The sequence below is a fragment of the Brevibacterium oceani genome, from assembly GCF_017948325.1.
Taxonomy (GTDB): domain Bacteria; phylum Actinomycetota; class Actinomycetes; order Actinomycetales; family Brevibacteriaceae; genus Brevibacterium; species Brevibacterium oceani.
The window spans coordinates 4,285,957-4,304,299 of sequence record NZ_CP072846.1; the positions used below are offsets into that span (position 1 = coordinate 4,285,957).

Annotated in this window: 15 protein-coding genes; 7 read left to right on the forward strand and 8 right to left on the reverse strand. The window is 62.1% G+C overall.

Annotated features, from left to right (window positions below; translation table 11 throughout):
• Positions 1-106: 106 nt before the first annotated feature.
• The 7 genes from J9314_RS18995 to J9314_RS19025 all read left to right on the forward strand — a co-directional run bounded on the left by J9314_RS18995 (position 107) and on the right by J9314_RS19025 (position 9,918).
• Positions 107-595: an NUDIX domain-containing protein gene (locus J9314_RS18995; protein ID WP_181274264.1), complete on the forward strand. Its 489-nt coding sequence runs from the start codon at positions 107-109 to the stop codon at positions 593-595.
• On the forward strand, positions 592-2,943 hold the full coding sequence (locus J9314_RS19000) for a DUF6049 family protein (protein WP_246490517.1): 2,352 nt from the start codon (positions 592-594) through the stop codon (positions 2,941-2,943). The genes J9314_RS18995 and J9314_RS19000 overlap by 4 nt, the downstream gene beginning before the upstream one ends.
• Before the next feature lie 3 nt (positions 2,944-2,946).
• Positions 2,947-4,566, forward strand: coding sequence for a murein biosynthesis integral membrane protein MurJ (murJ, locus tag J9314_RS19005; RefSeq protein WP_210603818.1), 1,620 nt, complete (start codon positions 2,947-2,949; stop codon positions 4,564-4,566).
• Positions 4,567-4,588: 22 nt separating this feature from the next.
• Positions 4,589-7,102, forward strand: coding sequence for a protein kinase family protein (locus J9314_RS19010; RefSeq protein ID WP_210603819.1), 2,514 nt, complete (start codon positions 4,589-4,591; stop codon positions 7,100-7,102).
• A 177-nt stretch (positions 7,103-7,279) separates the two neighbouring features.
• A complete protein-coding gene (gene trxB, locus J9314_RS19015; RefSeq protein ID WP_210603820.1) occupies positions 7,280-8,254 on the forward strand; it encodes a thioredoxin-disulfide reductase in 975 nt (324 codons plus the stop codon).
• An 89-nt stretch (positions 8,255-8,343) separates the two neighbouring features.
• Positions 8,344-8,661: a thioredoxin gene (trxA, locus tag J9314_RS19020; RefSeq protein WP_210603821.1), complete on the forward strand. Its 318-nt coding sequence runs from the start codon at positions 8,344-8,346 to the stop codon at positions 8,659-8,661.
• 168 nt (positions 8,662-8,829) lie between these two features.
• Entirely contained in the window at positions 8,830-9,918 is a 1,089-nt protein-coding gene (locus J9314_RS19025) for an N-acetylmuramoyl-L-alanine amidase (RefSeq protein WP_246490518.1), read from the forward strand.
• 2,178 nt (positions 9,919-12,096) lie between these two features.
• Here J9314_RS19025 and J9314_RS19030 read toward each other — a convergent pair.
• The 8 genes from J9314_RS19030 to rpmH form a co-directional block, all read right to left on the reverse strand.
• Positions 12,097-13,374 carry a ParB/RepB/Spo0J family partition protein gene (locus tag J9314_RS19030; protein ID WP_246490519.1) on the reverse strand — a complete coding sequence of 426 codons (1,278 nt, stop codon included), beginning with the start codon at positions 13,372-13,374 and terminating at the stop codon, positions 12,097-12,099.
• Between the two features lie 655 nt (positions 13,375-14,029).
• Entirely contained in the window at positions 14,030-14,926 is an 897-nt protein-coding gene (locus J9314_RS19035) for a ParA family protein (protein ID WP_246490520.1), read from the reverse strand.
• Between the two features lie 67 nt (positions 14,927-14,993).
• Positions 14,994-15,656, reverse strand: a complete 663-nt coding sequence (gene rsmG / locus J9314_RS19040; protein WP_246490521.1) for a 16S rRNA (guanine(527)-N(7))-methyltransferase RsmG — start codon at positions 15,654-15,656, stop codon at positions 14,994-14,996.
• Positions 15,649-16,194, reverse strand: a complete 546-nt coding sequence (locus tag J9314_RS19045; protein ID WP_210603824.1) for a Jag family protein — start codon at positions 16,192-16,194, stop codon at positions 15,649-15,651. Before J9314_RS19045 ends, rsmG begins: the two co-directional genes overlap by 8 nt.
• Before the next feature lie 8 nt (positions 16,195-16,202).
• A complete protein-coding gene (gene yidC / locus J9314_RS19050; protein ID WP_210603825.1) occupies positions 16,203-17,156 on the reverse strand; it encodes a membrane protein insertase YidC in 954 nt (317 codons plus the stop codon).
• A gap of 134 nt (positions 17,157-17,290) precedes the next feature.
• Positions 17,291-17,647, reverse strand: a complete 357-nt coding sequence (gene yidD, locus J9314_RS19055) for a membrane protein insertion efficiency factor YidD (RefSeq protein ID WP_246490522.1) — start codon at positions 17,645-17,647, stop codon at positions 17,291-17,293.
• Positions 17,631-17,996, reverse strand: coding sequence for a ribonuclease P protein component (rnpA, locus tag J9314_RS19060; protein ID WP_210603826.1), 366 nt, complete (start codon positions 17,994-17,996; stop codon positions 17,631-17,633). Before rnpA ends, yidD begins: the two co-directional genes overlap by 17 nt.
• Before the next feature lie 2 nt (positions 17,997-17,998).
• Entirely contained in the window at positions 17,999-18,136 is a 138-nt protein-coding gene (gene rpmH / locus J9314_RS19065; RefSeq protein WP_166975345.1) for a 50S ribosomal protein L34, read from the reverse strand.
• Between the last annotated feature and the right edge of the window lie 207 nt (positions 18,137-18,343).

Consider the following 18,343-nt stretch of genomic DNA (forward strand, 5'->3'; position numbering starts at 1 on the left):
TCGTCCGGCAAGTGCCGCCCGCGGGCAGGCGGAAGTTCTCGTCACGGTAAGCCTACCGGGCGCCGATGACACGGAACTTCCAAGCTTTGCCTACTAAGGTAGGAGAATGACCACACCGATGCCCAAGCCGGGACCCCGAACGTCCCGCCGCACCACGGTGGAGGAGATCTCCGCCGGTGGCATCGTCGTCGACTTCTCCCATCCGCGGCTGACCGTGGCCGTCATCGCCCGGATCAATCGGGCCGGTCGGATCGAATGGTGCCTTCCCAAGGGCCATCTCGAAGGGACGGAGACCCCCGCCGAGGCGGCCCGCCGTGAGGTCGAAGAGGAGACCGGGATCGCCGGCCAGATCATCTGCCCCCTGGGAACCGTCGACTACTGGTTCACCGTCACCGGCATCCGGATCCACAAACTCGTCCACCATTTCCTGCTCCGTGCACAATCGGGAACGCTGACCGTGGATAATGATCCTGACCAAGAAGCGATCGATGCGGCATGGGTGCCCTTCAATGAGCTGCGTTCGCGCCTCTCGTTCGCCAACGAACGCCGCATCGTCGCCGCCGCCCGACCGATGGTCTCCCGAATGGAGCAGTGAAACCCATTCCCGTCCACCGCCCGCGTTTCCTCATCGCCCTGCTGAGCATCCTCTTCCTGCTCGCAGGGCCGGTTTTCGCACTTCCGCTCCTCACGGCCACCTCGGCGGAGGCCACGACGAACGTGGCCGCGAGCCCGACCGCGAATACCGGCTCCGATGGATCAGCGTCCGATGGATCCGGCAACGACGCCGCGCAGGGCTCCGGCGTCTCGGTCCGCATCGACGAGGTGACCCCCTGGGTCGATGAGAAGGGAACGCTCACGGTCCGCGGGCTCGTGTCCAACGGCACCAAGAAGGCGATCGAGAAGCCGAGCCTGGGACTCGAGATGTCGACGCGCACCCTCGATTCGGAATCGCGCATCAGCGCGTGGAAGCAGAGTCAGGCACGGCACCGGACCATCGCCGACCTCGAACACGACGGACCCGAGGCCCGCAAGAAGGCCGAGAAGAACCGCAGCGATGACGACTCCAAGGCACCCGAAGTCGATGCGACCTTCGATGACAAGATCGACCCCGGCGCCTCGTATGAGTTCACCTTCGAAGTCCCCGCCGACGATCTCGGCCTGAGCAAGTCCTCGCCCGTGAGCTCATGGGGTCCGCGGGGACTGGCCGTGCAGCTCGGCGACTCCACCGGACTGCGTGCCTCCCAGATCGGCTTCACCACGTGGTACCCGAGCCCGAAGTTCGATCAGACGAAGGTCAGTCTGCTCGCTCCCGTCACCCTGCCCGGGCACTCGGAGGGTGGGCTCATCAGCCCCGACCGCCTCGACGATGCCATCGCCGACGGCGGTTCGCTCGCGACGGTGAAGAAGCTGCTCGAGCACAAGAAGCTCGGACTGGCCATCGACCCGCGGGTGCTGACCTCCTTCGAAGCCGCGATCGCCGAACCGCCCGACAGCGACGCCCCCGAAGAGACCGAAGAGCCTGCGGACAAGGACGGTGCGGAGACGCAGACCCCGCCTGCCGGAGCCGCCGAGGACACCGACGAGGACGCCAGCGCGGCCGAGCTCAAGGCCGAAGAGGATCAGCGCAAACGCTTGGACTCCTGGTATCAGGACTTCGTATCCGAGGCGCAGAAGCACACGATCGTCGCCCTGCCCTTCGGCGATCCGGACCTCAGCTCTCTGCGCGGGACGAAGATCGACCGGCTCGGCGACTTCGCGCAGAAACAGCGCTCGATCGTCTCCGATGTGTTCCCCGACGCCCGGGCGGACATCGCCTGGCCGGTGGCCGGCAGCGCGACGAAGTCCGGCCTGCGCGCACTGGAGAAGACGGGCAACTCCACCGCGATCGTCAGCGATGAACAGCAGCCGTCGACGACCGGCATCCGCGACGATGCGCATTCGCAGACGACGACCACCGACGATGGGGAGTCGACGATCGACACCCTCGTCACGGACACTGGGCTGACGGATCAGAGCGCCGAGGCGATCGCCTCGGATCATCCCGCCTCGGCGCTGTCCGAGCTCGTCGCGAAGTCGGCGGCGATCCAATCCGAAGCCCCCTACCGCACACGCGAACTGCTCGTTCCGCTCCCACGTGCGGCCGCCTCGGCGGGATGGGAGGACACGATCGAGACGCTCACCTCCGCGCCCTGGATCGCCCCCACCGGGGTCGACGATCTGCTCGACTCTCCCTCCACTCAGCGCGGACTGCTCCAGTCGGACTCCGACGCACCGCACATCCGTGCGCGTGCCGTGCGATCCCTGGGCCAGACTCGGGCCGAGCAGGAGGATTTCAACAGCGTCTTCACCGATCGGGACAGCGCGGACATCCGGATGGATCGGGAGCTGCTCAGCTGCACCTCGGCGGCGTGGACCCTGGGCAGGAACGCGAACATCTGTGCGGGAGCGGCGCGTGAGCAGAGCACGAAGCTCATGGACAGCCTGCACCTGCGGAAGGGATCCTCGGTTCTCCTCGTGACCGGGGAGGAGACGACGATCCCGGTGACGATCGTCAATGATTCCCCCGCCGAGGCGAGCCTGAGGATCCGGATGAAACCGGCGACCCCGCAGCTGCGGGCGCAGGAGACGACGACCGTGAAGGTGCCGCCGGCGGAGACGATGCGCGTCGACGTGCCCGTCGAAGGGCTGGCCAATGCGGACGTTCCGACGACGATCGAAATGGTCTCGGCCGACGACGTCGTCCTACCCAAACACGAATCGCTCATGGTCAGAGTGCGTGCCGACTGGGAGAACATCGGCACAGCGGTGATCGGACTGGCGCTGGCCGCGGTGTTCGTGATCGGGTTGGTCAAAACGATCGCCCGAGGTCGCCCGAAGATCCCCGAAGACCAGCTGGCCGATGCGATGGCCCGCGCTCAGACCGACGAGAACGAAAAGAGGTAGAACGTGTCCGGCTTCTCATCCCTGGCCCGGTCCTCGGCGATCATGACCGCGGGCACACTGACCTCCCGCGTCCTCGGATTCGTCAAGGCCTCGATGCTGGCCATGGCAATCGGCGTGGTCTACGTGCAGGCCGACGCCTTCGACGTCGCGAACAAGGTGCCCAACACCCTCTACATGCTGCTCGCCGGCGGTGTGGTCAACGCCGTGCTCGTCCCGCAGCTGGTGCGTGCTTCGAAGCGTGAGGACGGCGGCACGGACTTCACGAACCGTCTGCTTACCCTGTCCTTCCTCATCCTCGGCCTGGTCTCCGTCGTCGCGACACTGGCGGCACCGCTGCTCGTGTGGCTCTACTCTTCCGGGTGGAGCCACGAGCAGCTGGCTCTGGCCACCGCGTTTGCCTACTGGTGCCTGCCGCAGCTGTTCTTCTACGGCCTCTACACGCTGCTGGGTCAGGTGCTCAACGCGAAATCCTCGTTCGGCCCCTACATGTGGGCACCCGTGCTCAACAACGTCGTCGCGATCGCCGGCCTCGCCGTCTTCATCCTCGTCTTCGGCAGCAACGACGCATCCCCGCACAACCTCGACACGTGGACGCCAGAGAAGATCGCCCTCATCGCCGGCACCGCGACTCTCGGCGTCGTCGCTCAGGCGCTCATCCTCATCTGGCCGCTCAAACGGATCGGCTTCAAATACAAGCCGACGTTCGGCTTCCGCGGAGTCGGCCTGGGGTCGGCCGGGAAGGTCGCGTTCTGGACATTCGCGGCGATGCTCATCGGCCAGATCGGATTCCTCATCATCTCCCGCGTCGCCTCGGGAGCCTCTGTTCCCGGCGACGGCAACGCCGCGAACACGGCGTATACGAACGCCTACCTCGTCTTCATGCTCCCGCATTCGCTCATCGCGGTGTCCCTGGCGACCGCCCTGTTCACCTCCTTGGCCAAGAATGCGGCCGATGAGGACACCGAGGCGGTGGTCGGCGACTTCTCGATGGGTGTGCGGATGGTCGGCATGGTCAATACCTTCGCACTCGCCGCCCTCGTCGTCCTCGCCTCGCCGGTGGCGATGATCATCGCCGGTCCTGGTCGCGAGCAGGCCATGGCCATCGGTCTGGTCATCATCACGATGGTCTTCGGCCTCGTTCCCTTCAGCGCGAACTATCTGGCACAGCGCGTGTTCTACGCCTACGGAGACGCGAAGACTCCGTTCCTCATCCAGCTGCCGCAGATCGTCTTCCAGTCCCTGGCGGTGCTTTCGGCATCGATCTTCCCGAAGTCGGTGACCGTGGCGATCATCGGTCTGATCATGAGCCTCGGCTACCTCATGGCGATGATCATCTCGTTCGCAGTCCTGAAGAAGCGCCTCGGCGAAATCGATCTGCGCGAAATCCTCACCTCACACTTCAAGTTCCTCCTCGCGGCCATCGTCGCCGGCGGTGCCGGCTTCGGACTCCTCAGCTTCTTCCCGGACTTCGCTCTCTCCGGCCGCTGGCCGGCGTTGGCCTCGACGGCAGGCGTGGGAATCGTGATGCTCGCCTTCTTCATCGGAGCTTGCTATTTGCTCAGAGTCAGAGAGTTGCATTCGATTATTGACGTGGTTGCTGGAAAACTAAGAAAAGCAGCCTGATCCCTTTCAATCCCCACCGGAGGTGGTCGCCCTGATCGATATCGAACCCGGCATGGTGGTGGCCGGCCGTTACGTCGTATCGACTGTCGACCGTCGCTGGCTGCCCGAGAAGCCCGATGTCGGCGCCGTCTGCACAGGCCTGGACGCGATCCTCGACGAACCCGTCCTCATCCTCGTCGCCGATGCCGATGGATCCAATGATGTCCTCGAAGCAGCCCGCCGTGTGTCGATCCTCGGTGATCCGCGCATCGCCCCGACGCTCGACGTCGGTCATTCGAACGGGCTGGACTACATCGTCATCAAACGCATCGCGGTCACCCCGTGCAATCAGATCCTGCCGCGTTCGCCGCTGCCCGTCGACGCCGCCTGCGCCCTCATCGGCGAGGTCGGCTCGGCCCTGGTGACCTCGGCCCGGCGCGGACTGTTCCACATGTTCCTGCGCCCGAGCGTGGTGGGTCTGACCTCGAAGGGTGCGGTGGTCATCGCAGGCATCGGCGTCGATGCGGCACTGGCGCTGGACACCGGGCTCGTCGAGCAGACGGACTACACGCCGACGAAGGCATCACGGCGGGACGCGCTGGCTCTCGTCCAGCTCTTCTACACGGCTCTGACCGGGTATTGGCCCGGCGATGAGGCCTTCGACGGCATTCCTCCCGCAGAGAAGGAGAATGCCCGGATCGCGCGGGTCAAGGCTCTCAACCCCGAGGTCTCCGACGAACTCGACGATTTCGTCAGCGGCATCATCACCGGTTCGGACCCCGGGCCCGGGTCGGTCGCCGAGGTGCTCGGCTACATCGACGACTGGGATCCGCAGCTCCTGCGCTATGTCAACCGCGCCCCGGCGACCGAAAACGACACTCTCTTCGACAGCTCTCCGCGCAGCTTCGATGAGGCGACGAGTCTGCCGGCGCCGCGGTCCCGGTCGATCGGTTCCGGCCCCGACGGCTCGGCCGGGGCCAGTGAGGACCAGGTGCAGGCCGCTCTCGTCCGCATCGGCATCACTCGACCCGGCACACGCGGTCTGGCCGCGGGAGTCGTCGGGAACACCACGGGCCGCTACGCCGATCGGATGCAGATGCGTGAGGCCTCGAGCTTCCCCATCGGCAAAGAGCAACTCGACAACGCCGCCCAGGAGTGGGAGGAATGGGAGCCGGAACAGACCTACTCCGAGTATTCGGCGTACGCCGCTCACGAATACGACGAGAACCTCACGACCCCGATCATGAGCCGGGAGGAGGATCCCGACCCGGACACTCAGGCTCTCGAGATCGTCCCGGAGGACGAGGGTGATGAGAACGACACCCGCGTGATCATGGACAACGAAGAGGATGAGGACGACGGGTCCTGGTTCCTCGGCGGGATGTTCGAGACGAACGAACAGCAGCGCGAACACCAGCGGCGAGAGTACGAACGCGAGCGCCGCATCGCGAAGGCGAAGGAGGACGAGGCGCGCAGGCGCCTCGCCGCCTTCGAAGCGAGTTCCGCGGCCCGGCAGGAGGAGGCCAATGCCTCCTCGCCTCCGAAGGAGATGCGCCGACTGTCGCCGGACACCGTCGCCGAGGCGGGTCCGGGCCCGGCCGCGAACACGACGTCATCGACGGGTGGCGGTTCGTCGGCCGGCTCATCAGCGAGTTCGTCGACGGGTTCCGGTCCCGCCGCAAGTTCGTCTTCGGTCAAACCGGCCCAACGCAAGGCTGCGGGCGCACCCCGTCAGCAGCACAGCGAATCCGCTGAAGGCACGAAGCCGTCGCCACGCTCGGCCGATTTCGGCGCGGCAGCGGCCGGCGTAGCAGGGGCCGCAGCCGTGGGTGCCGGGGCTGCTGCAGGCGGTTCCTCCGGCACCGGGGCTGGACACAGCGCCGCCGCCGGGAGCGGCGGTTCCGCCGGCGGATCCGGTTCGTCGGGCGGCCCAGGCCCTGAGGACCGTGATCCGGCGGCAACTCGCAAGCCGTTCCTGTGGTTGGTCCTCGGTCTCGTCGTCGTCGCGGTCATCGTGTTCGGCATCGTCGTCATCAACCTCAACTCCGGCGACGACGAGTCGACGCCGGTGACCGAGTCGTCCGCGCCGAGCGAAGAGCCGACGAAGAAGAAGGAGACGAAGTCTCCGAAGGCCGAGCCGGTGACGATCGATTCTGTCGAGTCGCTGGACCCCGAGGGCGACGGTGAGGAACACGACAGCGAAACCGAGAACGTGATCCCGAAGGCCGAGGGTGCGTGGAATACCGACCGCTACAACTCGGCCGAGTTCGGCAACCTGAAGTCGGGCGTCGGACTGCTCTTCCAATTCGAGGACGAGGCGACCGTCAGCCAGGCCAAGGTCTTTTCGGACAATTCCGGCGGAAAGTTCGAGATCCGCGACGGAGACGATCCTGAGGACGCGAAGGTCATCGGGAAAGGCACCTTCGACTCCGACGGCGGTGTCACGGTCAAGTTCGACGAGAAGGTCACCACGGACACGCTCATCCTCTGGGTGACCGAGCTTCCACAGACCGAAGGCGGATACAAAGCGACCATCAGCTCGGTCTCATTCAAGTAGGCCACCGCAGGCCTCGCTGTTCGAACGCCGGCTCGCCGGTCGTTCGATCGCAGCCTGGTTCGAGGCGGACAGGTGCGGAATAGTCTTCGGCACCGTACGGTTATAGGTACGAATGTCATTCCGCGCGACACGCCGTGACGCGCCGGGCACAGCAAGCAGAAACAGGGATCTTTTCACATGACTGATACTCAACTGGTGATCATCGGGTCGGGGCCGGCCGGCTACACCGCAGCTGTCTACGCGGCGCGTGCGAACCTCTCACCCGTGGTGATCGCCGGATCGGTGACCGCCGGCGGCGAACTCATGAACACCACCGATGTGGAGAACTTCCCCGGATTCCCCGCAGGCGTGCAGGGTCCCGAACTCATGGAGAGCATGCGGGAGCAGGCCGAGAAGTTCGGTGCCGAGGTGATCTACGACGATGTCTCAAGCCTCAAGCTCAACCCCGGTGCACACGAGATCGAAACCGCACTCGGCGCACGCTACACAGCGAAGTCCGTCATCCTCGCGACCGGTTCTGCCTATCGTGAGCTGGGACTGCCGAATGAGAAGCAGCTCTCCGGCCACGGAGTCAGCTGGTGTGCCACCTGCGACGGATTCTTCTTCCGCGACCAGCACATCGCCGTCATCGGTGGTGGCGACTCCGCTCTCGAGGAAGCAACATTCCTCACCCGTTTCGCCTCGAAGGTCACTCTCGTCCACCGTCGCCAGGAGTTGCGCGCGTCGCAGGCGCTGCAGGATCGGGCCAGGGCCGACGAGAAGCTCGAGTTCCTTTTCGACAGTGAGGTCGCCGAGGTCCACGGTGAGGATTCGCTCACGGGACTGACCATCCGCAACACCGTCACAGGCGAGACCTCGGAACTGCCGGTCACAGGCATGTTCGTGGCCATCGGATCGGATCCGCGCACCAGCCTGTTCGCCGATCAGCTCGACCTCCGCGCCGACGGTTACCTCCGCGTGGATGGACGCTCGTCGAAGACCTCGGTCGAAGGTGTCTTCGCCGCCGGAGATGTCATTGACTCGGTCTACCGTCAGGCCATCACTGCGGCCGGATCCGGGTGCTCTGCAGCTCTCGATGCCGAACACTACCTCGCAGACCTCGAGGCGGCACAGAAGCCCGCGATAGCCGAGGCCGCTCCCATCGGGTCCTGACCACCATCGCCCACGGGCGAGTGGGGAATGAAACCGACAGACCCACTGTTCATGATAGAGAAAACCGTTCCTGAAGAGAAAGGCTGCTCATGTCGACAGAAGTCACTGACGCCACGTTCGAAGAGACCGTTCTGAAGTCCGATAAGCCCGTGCTCGTCGATTTCTGGGCACCCTGGTGCGGACCCTGCCGCATGGTCAGCCCGATCGTCGACCAGATCGCGGAGGAGAACGCCGAGAAGCTCAATGTCGTCAAGGTCAACACCGACGAGAACCTTGAGACCGCGAGCACCTACGGAATCACCTCGATCCCGGCCCTCTACGTCTTCAAGGACGGGGAAGTCGCCAAGACCATCATCGGTGCACGACCGAAGCCTGCCCTCGAAGATGAGCTCTCCGACTTCATCTGATCGATCTCTAAGGCGCCTGTTGTAGTATCAACAGGCGCCTTAGGCGTATCTGCACCTGCACGCATACACCTGCACCAGCACACTGACCCTCGACCCGTTTCACACACGATTGGCAACGCATTGACGAATACAAACCAACCACGCTATTCGCGTGGCGACATTTCTGAGATGCTGCCCACCCTCAAATCACAGATGGCCCGGCTGGGACTCAGTGTCGGGGACGTCGCATCGGCCGATTTCGATCGAGCTTTCGAACTCGGAGTACGACAGTTCCAACAGGACAGGGGAATTCTCTGCGACGGTGTGCTAGGCCCTGAGACATTCTCAGAGCTGGAACAGGCGCGATTCCAGTTGGGTGATCGTGTCCTCCGTTTTGACCCCGTCAGGGTCCTCACAGGCGACGATGTCGTCCGCCTCCAGACCCAACTGGCCGGGCTCGGCTTCTATCCGGGGCGCATCGACTCCGAATACGCCGCCCTCACCGAAGCCGCGGTGAAGGAACTCCAGATGAGCCTGGGAACGAAGGTCGACGGTGTCACGGGACCCCAGACCCTGCGTGGACTCGCCGCCATCGATCGCAACCAAGACACCGGCAATCTCTTCGCCCTCCAGGAACGCGCCCGAGTAGCAGCATCCGGCACGTCTCTCGTGGGGCGAACCTTTGTCATCGAGGCAGCAACTACAGTTGTAGATTTCGAGACTCTTCCAATGACCGAGGAGCAGTCCGAACTCGAGCGTCAGGTCACTTCCGATATAGCAAACCGCCTTGTCGGCCGTCTCGAGGCGATCGGCGCCGGGGCGATCTTGCTCGAGGGCGATGCCGCCGAGGTCAACAGGGCCGATGGTCTTGGCGCTTCTGCTGTCATCACAGTGACGGCCGATGTCAGCAAGTCAAAGGATGCCAACGGTATCGCAACCTTCTATTTCGGACATGAACGCAAGTCCGATCTGAACTCTCCGACCGGGCAGAAGCTTGCAGAACTCATCCAAGGGGAGGTCGTCGCAAGGACCGGCATGCTGGACTGCCGCACTCATGCCCGTACGTGGTCATCGCTCAAACGTCTGAAGACACCGAAGATCCACGTCGTGACCGGCTACCTCACGAACGAAGATGATCGGGATCGCCTACAGGATCCGAATATTCGTGATTCCATTGCGGACGGAATTGCGGTCGGGTTGCAGCGTCTCTACATTCTTGAGGATAAGGATCCTCAGACCGGTACACTCAGCCTTGAAGAGATCAAGGCCTTCGGCTGAACCTTCTTCCATTCGGCTCTCTCCCAGCCAGATGAGGCGATCACAGCTCGATACCAGAATCTCGCTTTGTGCCGATACTGCTATGGCCACAGGCCCCGAGGCCTCCGCTATCGACGACAGCTAGCTGGCTTCGGCACTCACACGGCCCGCTTCAACTCATTCACGAACTCGATCTGATCTACACGCGCCACCGACTTCCATCCGGTTCTCAACTGATATATTCTCCTACTTCCACTTCGGCGCGCATTGTTACGAACAATCAGACCCAGAGCCAGAGACCCCTAGGTGAGATGGCCAGTTCGTCTTTCTGCCCGTGTTTCACGTGAAACAGTCTGTACCACTTGCCATGCCAACGCACGTTGGATATCCACATTTGCCGCGCTTGGAGCGGATACCGAATCCCACTCCGATGTCAACACACATACATCATTGGTGCGCTCACCCAGCGCCAATTGTGTCGAGCCTCTGTTGCCGCCGAAGAATCCATTGCTTCGTTACTGCCGTTTCACGTGAAACGGAGTTCAGCCGAAATCTCGTTTACCTAGATGGTGCCCTCGTCCAGGGCGTATATCGATCATTCATTAGCTCACATATAATTCTCTACAGAGAGTGGTGGTCGCTTTCAATCGGCCTTTCCGCTCCTAGTCCGTCATACGGCCCTATCCGCCAACGAACAGATGTCACGATCGCAGATCATGGCTCGCGGCCAGCATCAGCTACCGAGTGAATGTTCCACGGGGGGATGGTTCACGTGGAACACAGAACCGCCCCGTTTAAACTTCGGCGTGGGCTCCTTCTGGCGCGGAGTCGGATATCAGGCTCCCGGGGGGCTCCCAGTCCTGCGGGCTTAGCAATTGATATTGTCGAGCTGCCGTCCGATCCGACCACCAGGTAGATTTCGATCTCTAGTCCACGTACTGTCACCCACCGGCATCACTACCGACGGCTCCCGAGGAACAAGTTTCACGTGGAACGGGTACCTCACGACGCGGTCTTCCGGTTGCGTATGGTGTACTTCAGTCGGTTCAGTACCACCCTTCAAATTCCCATGTGCTGGCCAACCTATGAAGGAACGGCCGCGTATGTTTCACGTGAAACAACTCATCCGAGCACGATCTTGACTGCGACACCTGGGGCCACATTCAATACCATCCGGATGAAGCGAAAGGCGAATCTTGACCGAGTGCGACACACGGTGCTTAGCGCCAACTCACAGAGCCAGCCTCATTCTCCTCCACTATCAGAGCAATGGTCTTCCCAGTCAGGTCCGACGTGTACTCTCAGCAAGATATTGCGAATACTGCACATACCACGTATGAAAGACGTGGAACCCTCCAAACATTGTCCTTATAGCCACGGCTGATCCCGTTTCACGTGAAACGAGTGCAAAGCTGAGAGAACCGAACGTCGAACCCGTTGCAGGTAAAGCTTCAATCAACCCGGTAGTGGCTCCGCATCGATTGGGGGATTCCAAAGACACCCGAACAAGCGAAATTTGCGTGACTCCGAAATGTTCCACGTGAAACCGTTTGGGCTCTGTATATGAACTCATCAGCGATTCATAAGCCCAAAATGTTGGACGCGATAGAAAACCCTTGGGCGTACCCTTCGGGCACGATCGCTCAAAGGTGGCGCACTAACGTCGCGTCCTCTTTAGCAGTTCTTTCGAAGACCCTTGTAGGACGATAGGTCGGAACGAGGTGCCATCTGCAGAAGAACGCTCGCACCTCCCATAAGACAACCACCTTCCGGCTTGCAATGACAGGCGTCTGATGTCGAATCGCGAACCGGTTGGAGCTTCGACAACGCCCAATTGCCACGAAATGCGGCCGTCAACCAGCTGCTATGTGAACATATAATGCAACTTCATGGACGGAGATCTGAGCAGAAATTATGTTTCACGTGAAACCGCGACGGTTGTCGCTCACCTGGAAGCTACAAGCGGATCGCGGGTGTTCTACTAAAGGAAGAGCGCGCATCGGGCCGACGCCGTGGAATTCAGTCCGAAATGTTCCACGTGAAACGCCAAGAGACGCGAGGACGGCCGAACGGGACCCCACCCCAACGCCATAGTGCATATCCGGATGCATACTGCGCTCGTCGTGCGAACAGAAGAGAACCCCGGCGAACAAAATCGCCGGGGTTCCGAGTTCGAAACGATTAGGAACTCAAAGACTCTTATTCGCTAGCAGCCTCGCTGATTCCCAACAGGCCGAGAATGCGGTCGAGATCCTCCTGATTCGCAAACTCGACGCTCAGCTTGCCCTTCTTCTTACCGACGGAGATGTTCACCTTCGTATCCAGACGGTCCCCGAGACGCTCCGCCACAGCTAAGAATTCAGGAGCAACCTTCGATGTTGCACGTGAAACATTGATCGAATCACCGCGATTGAGCAGGACGACCGCTTCTTCGGATGCCCTGACCGAAAGTCCCTCCGCTACGATCCTCTGCGCCAGAACTTCCATATGCTCCGGGTCCCGCAGACCAAGGATGGCCCTCGCATGACCGGCCGAAATAACGCCGGCCGCAACTCGACGTTGAACCAATGGAGGCAGACGCAGAAGACGAAGCGTATTGGAGATCTGCGGACGTGATCGTCCGATACGTTCGGACAGCTCCTCCTGAGTGCAGCCGAAGTCCTCAAGCAGCTGTCCATATGCCGCAGCCTCTTCCAAGGGATTCAACTCTGCGCGGTGAAGGTTCTCAAGAAGCGCGTCGCGGAGAAGATCGGTGTCTTCGACGTAGCGAATGATCGCGGGGATCGTTGACAGACCCGCATCCTTCGTAGCGCGCAGACGCCGCTCACCCATGATGAGTTCGAAGCGGCTGCGATCGCTCGGCTTCTGGCGAACGACAACGGGCTGCAGAACGCCGATCTCGCGAATGCTGTGGACGAGTTCGGCGAGCAGATCTTCGTCGAAGACCGTACGGGGCTGCCGCGGGTTCGCATCGATGAGATCGACTTCGATCTCACCGAATTCCGTGTCCGGGATCGACTCGACACCGTCATAAGCCTGATCAGAGTCTGTTGAATCGCTTGCCGAACTGTCGTCGGCTTCATCAATATCGCCAAATTCGTCGTCTTTGCCGGATTCACCGACACCTGGGACCGAATCAGCAGGAGTCGCAGCCACCGGCGCTTCAGCGGCAGGCGCGGTCTCGGAGTTCCGACCACCGCCAGACGACACTACATCAGTAGTTCTCTTGCGTGTCGCTCCAATGGCATCCACGCCGCTGTCGTCCTCCGACGAACCAGTTGCTGCTTCATCGGTGTTCTCGTGACCTGATGATGTGAACACGCCAGGATGAGTCTCACGCACGTCCTCGAGGACGTCGGCAAACGCCGCAGACGAAGCCTCAGAGCCTGAACGAGCCTCACGATCGACCTTGATGCCATCATCGACCGAACGCGCCGTCTGAGCCGCAGATTCGGGCTCGACAGGTGATTCGGCCAATTCAGAAGGCTTCGACGGAGAAGAGCCCGTTGAGGGTGCCTTGGCAGAGCCCGCCTTTGCCGACGCCTTCGTAGAGGTCGATGAGTTACCCGCTCTGGTCGAGGACGGGGAGGACTTCGTTCCGCTGGCCTTCGAACTCGCTGCCTGAGTGCCGGCGGACTTACCGGACGACTTCGTTGCCCCCGCCTTCGCTCCCACCGGCTGCGACGTACCGCTCTTGGATGCAGCGGTTTTCGATGCGCCGGACTTGGCAGAAGTCGACTCTGCCTTCGAGGTCTTCGCTGAACCGACCTTCGAAGCACCGGCCTTCGCCGAAGTCGAGCTCGCCTTGGCAGATTTCGAGTCCGAGGTCTTTGCATTACCGGTGGACGTCTTCGTCGCTCCGCCGGACTTCGTACCGGCTCCGGTGTCCGCCGTACCTGTGGACTCTTCGGTGTTCGCGGTCTTCGGCCCAGAGCCCGCCTTGGTCTTGCGACGGCGGGACGACTGCATCGACGCGGCCGGGTCATTGCGTGCCGTCCGTGAACTCTTCTGGGTCTGTTCACCCTCCCGTTCCGTCTCTCCTCCGGAGAAGAAGACGTCGACAGGACGCTCGTTGGAGTTCGCGTCTGGAATCAGAGCTCCGAGTCCTCGACCCAGACCCCGTTTCTTGCGTTCAGCCACGACTTACTCCTCGATTCGCAATTTCCTCGGCGGCCTCACGGTACGAGAGTGCACCGCTCGAGTGTGGGTCATATGAGATGACAGTCTGCCCGTAGCTCGGAGCTTCGGAGATCCTCACCGAGCGAGGAATCGCGGTTCCGAGCACCTGCTCCGGGAAATGTGTGCGGACGTCCTCGGCCACCTGCGCGCTGAGATTCGTCCGGCCGTCGTACATCGTCAGCAGAATAGTGGAGATCGCGAGTTCAGGATTGAGATGCTTCTGAATGAGCTGGATGTTCTTGAGAAGCTGGCTCAAGCCTTCGAGCGCGTAGTACTCACACTGGATGGGGATGAGGACCTCACGGGCGGCCACGAAGGCATTCACGGTCAGCAGGCCCAGACTCGGTGGGCAGTCGACGATGATGTAGTCGACACGTTGACCGGCTTCCTCCTCTTCCCTGAGGTAGATGCCCAGCGCACGCTGCAGACGCTGTTCCCTGGCCACCAGGGACACCAGTTCGATCTCGGCGCCCGCAAGGTCGATCGTCGCCGGAACACATCTGAGCGTATCGAAATCGGGGCACTGCGCGACCGCTTCGCGCATCGGCACGTCGTCGATGAGCACATCGTAGATGCTCGTGACCTCGGAATAGTGGTCGATCCCCAGTGCGGTACTCGCATTGCCCTGCGGATCGATGTCGATGAGCAGCACATTGAGACCCTGATTGGCCAGGGCCGCTGCGATGTTCACCGCCGTCGTGGTCTTCCCGACGCCGCCCTTCTGGTTCGCGATCGTGAAGATCCGAGTCGAGTCGGGCCGTGGGAAGGTCGTCTGCGACAGTCGATCCGCACGCCGGTTGTCCCGGGCGATCGCGGCACCAATGGGAGACGACTCGTCCATGATCGGCATAGGGCGCACTCCATCATCCATCGGTTTCACAAGACTCTGATCCAGCCTAGACCAACTCTACTTCGTACTATTTCTTCACGATCTCGACGACACGACTCGGGACATCGAGGAGGCCGCCCCCATCGACGACGTGAACCGTGGGCTGCGACAGACGATAGCGTTTGATCAGCTTCTTCGCCTTGAGCAGCTCACCCTCGACAGAAGCGCCTTTGAGGGCCAGAATCCGCCCTCCGGGACTGATGACTTCTCGAGTCCATTCGATGAGAGTCGTCATTGCTTTGACAGCGCGAGCGGTGACGACCGTGAACATCTCCTCGTCCACGAGTTCTTCGACCCGGGCCCGGACGATGCGCACGTTCTCCAGTCCCAGGTCGTCGACGACCATCCGCAGCCATTCGACGCGGCGTTCCATCGGTTCGATCAGCACGATTTTGGCCTCTGGGCGCAGCAGCGCGATCGGAATGCCGGGCAGGCCTGCACCGCTGCCGACATCACCGACGACGTCACCGTCGTCGACGTATTCGGAGACCACCGCGCAGTTGAGGATGTGCCTCGTCCACAGCCGGTCGACCTCACGCGGGCCGATGAGACCCCATTCGATGCCGGTGCCCGCCAGGTGCTCGGCATAGCGCTGCGCAGCAGGGAAGGCAGCGCCGAAGTACTCCTCGGTGCCGGCCGGAGGTGTTTCGATCTCGGGACTATCCGATTCGACGTCGGTCTGATCAGTCATCGGCGGGCCGGATGACGACATGACGGCCGTCGCCTTCTCCCTCGGACTCGGACACCAGTCCGGCACGAGCCGCCTGATCGTGGATGATCTTGCGTTCGAAACTGTTCATCGGATTGAAGGCGAACCCCGCGGCCCCTTCCTTGACCTCATCGATGGCGCGCTTGGCCTTCTTGATGAGCTCTTCACGACGGCTGTTGCGGAATCCGTCGATGTCGAGCATCAGCCAAGAGCGCTGACCTGTCTGCGTCTGCACGGCAAGGCGGCTGAGTTCCTGCAGGGCCCCGAGGGTGCGTCCGTCCTTGCCCACGAGAGTGCCGAGGTTCGTGTCCTCTTCGTCCTCGCATACGATGGACAGCTGGGCGCGACCGTCGGCGACGTCGATGTCGATGTCACCGTCGATATCGGCCAGATCCAGCAGTTCTTCGAGGTAGTCTGCGGCGATCTCGCCCTCTTCTTCGAGGAGTTCGGCGCGGCTGGGCTTCGTCGAGGTCTCTTCCGGCGTCTGCTCGGAGGTCTCGTCGATCTTCTCTTCGGTCATGTTCGTCCTCAGCGCTTCTTGTTCTTCTTGCGGTTCTTGCTCACAGGCTGCTGCCGCTGGCCGCTCTTCTTCGGGGCCTCCTCGGCAACGGTCTCGCCCTTGATCTCATTCGGCTTCGCCGCCTTGCCCTTGCGAGCCTTGCGCTCAAGCATCTCCTTCTCGGCCTTCGAGCCAGGAGCGGGCATATTGCGGATGACCATGTGCTGCTGGGCCATGGTCCACGAGTTCGAGACCAACCAGTAGATGAGGACGCCGAGCGGGAAGTAGATGCCGCCGATGCCGAAGACGAGCGGCATGACGTAGAGCAGCATCTTCTGCGACTGCATCATCGGGTTGGCCATTGCGGCCTCGGACATGTTCTTCGCCATCATCTGCCGCTGCGTGATGAACATGGTGGCGGCCATGATGACGATGAGCACACCGGTGAGCAGCTTGACCTCAACGCCGGGGCTGCGGAAGGTCTCGGACAGGAAGATGCCGAAGACCGAGGAGTTCTCGGCCTGAATCGCCAGCTGCTGAGTGAAGCCGCCGATGGCTCCGATGTCGCCGCTGGCGACCTGCGGCATGTTGTGGATGACACGGAAGAGGGAGAAGAAGATCGGCATCTGCACGAGCAGCGGCAGACACGATGCCCAAGGACTCGTCTTGTTGTCGCGGAACAGAGTCATCTGCTCCTCGGCCATTGCCTGCCGCGAGTACTGGTCCTTCTTGCCTTTGTATTTGGCCTGCAGACGCTGGATCTCCGGCTGCAGCAGCTGCATCTTGCGCTGTGACTTGATCTGGTAGACGAAGAGAGGGATGAGGAGAGCGCGGATGACGACGGTCAGTCCGGCGATCGAGAGCACCCAGGTCCACCCGCTGTCGGCGGGCAGGCCGATGGCGGTGAAGATCTCGTGGAAGATCGCGAGGATCCAAGCAACTACCCACTGCAGCGGGTAGAGCAGCTTGTCCATCCAGTCCATTCAGTTCTCCTCGTTACAACGACTCTTGCGCGTCGTTAATCTTGCCATTGTTCACAGGTCTTCGCGACACGACTTCTGTGCCCCGAGGCAGTCCCGAGCGCCGTGCATGTCGGGCCTGCATAGTCGAAAGGGTCTCAGCTGCGGTGATCGTCGCGGTGGATGTCTGCCGATCTGGCCTCCCGTGCCGAGCCCGGCACATGGTCGACCCCGCCGTGGGACCACGGATTGCACCGCAGCACTCGCCACCCAGTTAACACCATCCCCTTGAGAACACCGTGAATCTCGAAGGCCTCGAGACCATACATGGAGCAGCTGGGATAGTACCGGCACACCTGGCCGTAGAGCGGTGAGATGACCAGTCGATACGCCCTGATGAACCAGACGAACGGCATCCTCGGCCCGATGCTGAAGATCCAGCCCACCGTCGGCCAGAACCCCGCCGGCCGACGGGGCACCTCGGAGACATGTCTCAGATCATGCTCGGCGTCCACGGCGATCCAGCTTCTTCCGCGCCTTGTCGATCAGCTCGACGACCTCGGAGTCGAGGACGGAGAAATCCGCCTCTGCTGCATGCGGCAGGGCCCGCAGCACGAACAGCTCGCCCGGACTCAGCTCACCGAGGCGGTCGCGCATGATCGCGCGCAGGCGCCGTTTCGTGCGGTTGCGCACCACGGCATTGCCGACGGCCTTAGATACGATGAAACCCACGCGAGTGGCGTGGGCGTCATCGGTGTCTCTCAGGCTGTGCGCCATGAGATGGGCTGAGCGCACCCGGACTCCCGCTTTGAAGACTCGTCTGAAGTCGTCGCCGCTGCGGATCCGGTGTGCTGCGTCGAGCACACTCAGGCCGAAACTTCGGAACGTCCCTTGCGACGGCGTGCGGCCAGGATCGAACGGCCCGCACGGGTGCGCATCCGCAGACGGAAGCCGTGCTTCTTGGCGCGCTTGCGGTTGTTGGGCTGGAATGTACGCTTGCTCACTTCAGTCTCCGATTTCTAGGTTGCGGGTGAACGCCGGTGCGTTCTCACAAAAAACGGCGGTGAGAGTCTCGACCGCCGAGCACTCCTGTGCATAAGAGCCAAAGATGATCAGGATAATCGGATGAAGCCCGGTACACAGGACACTCCATCTTAGCGAGGCCGCCGCCGAGCGGTCAAACGGCGGGGTCATGTTTCACATCACGCTCC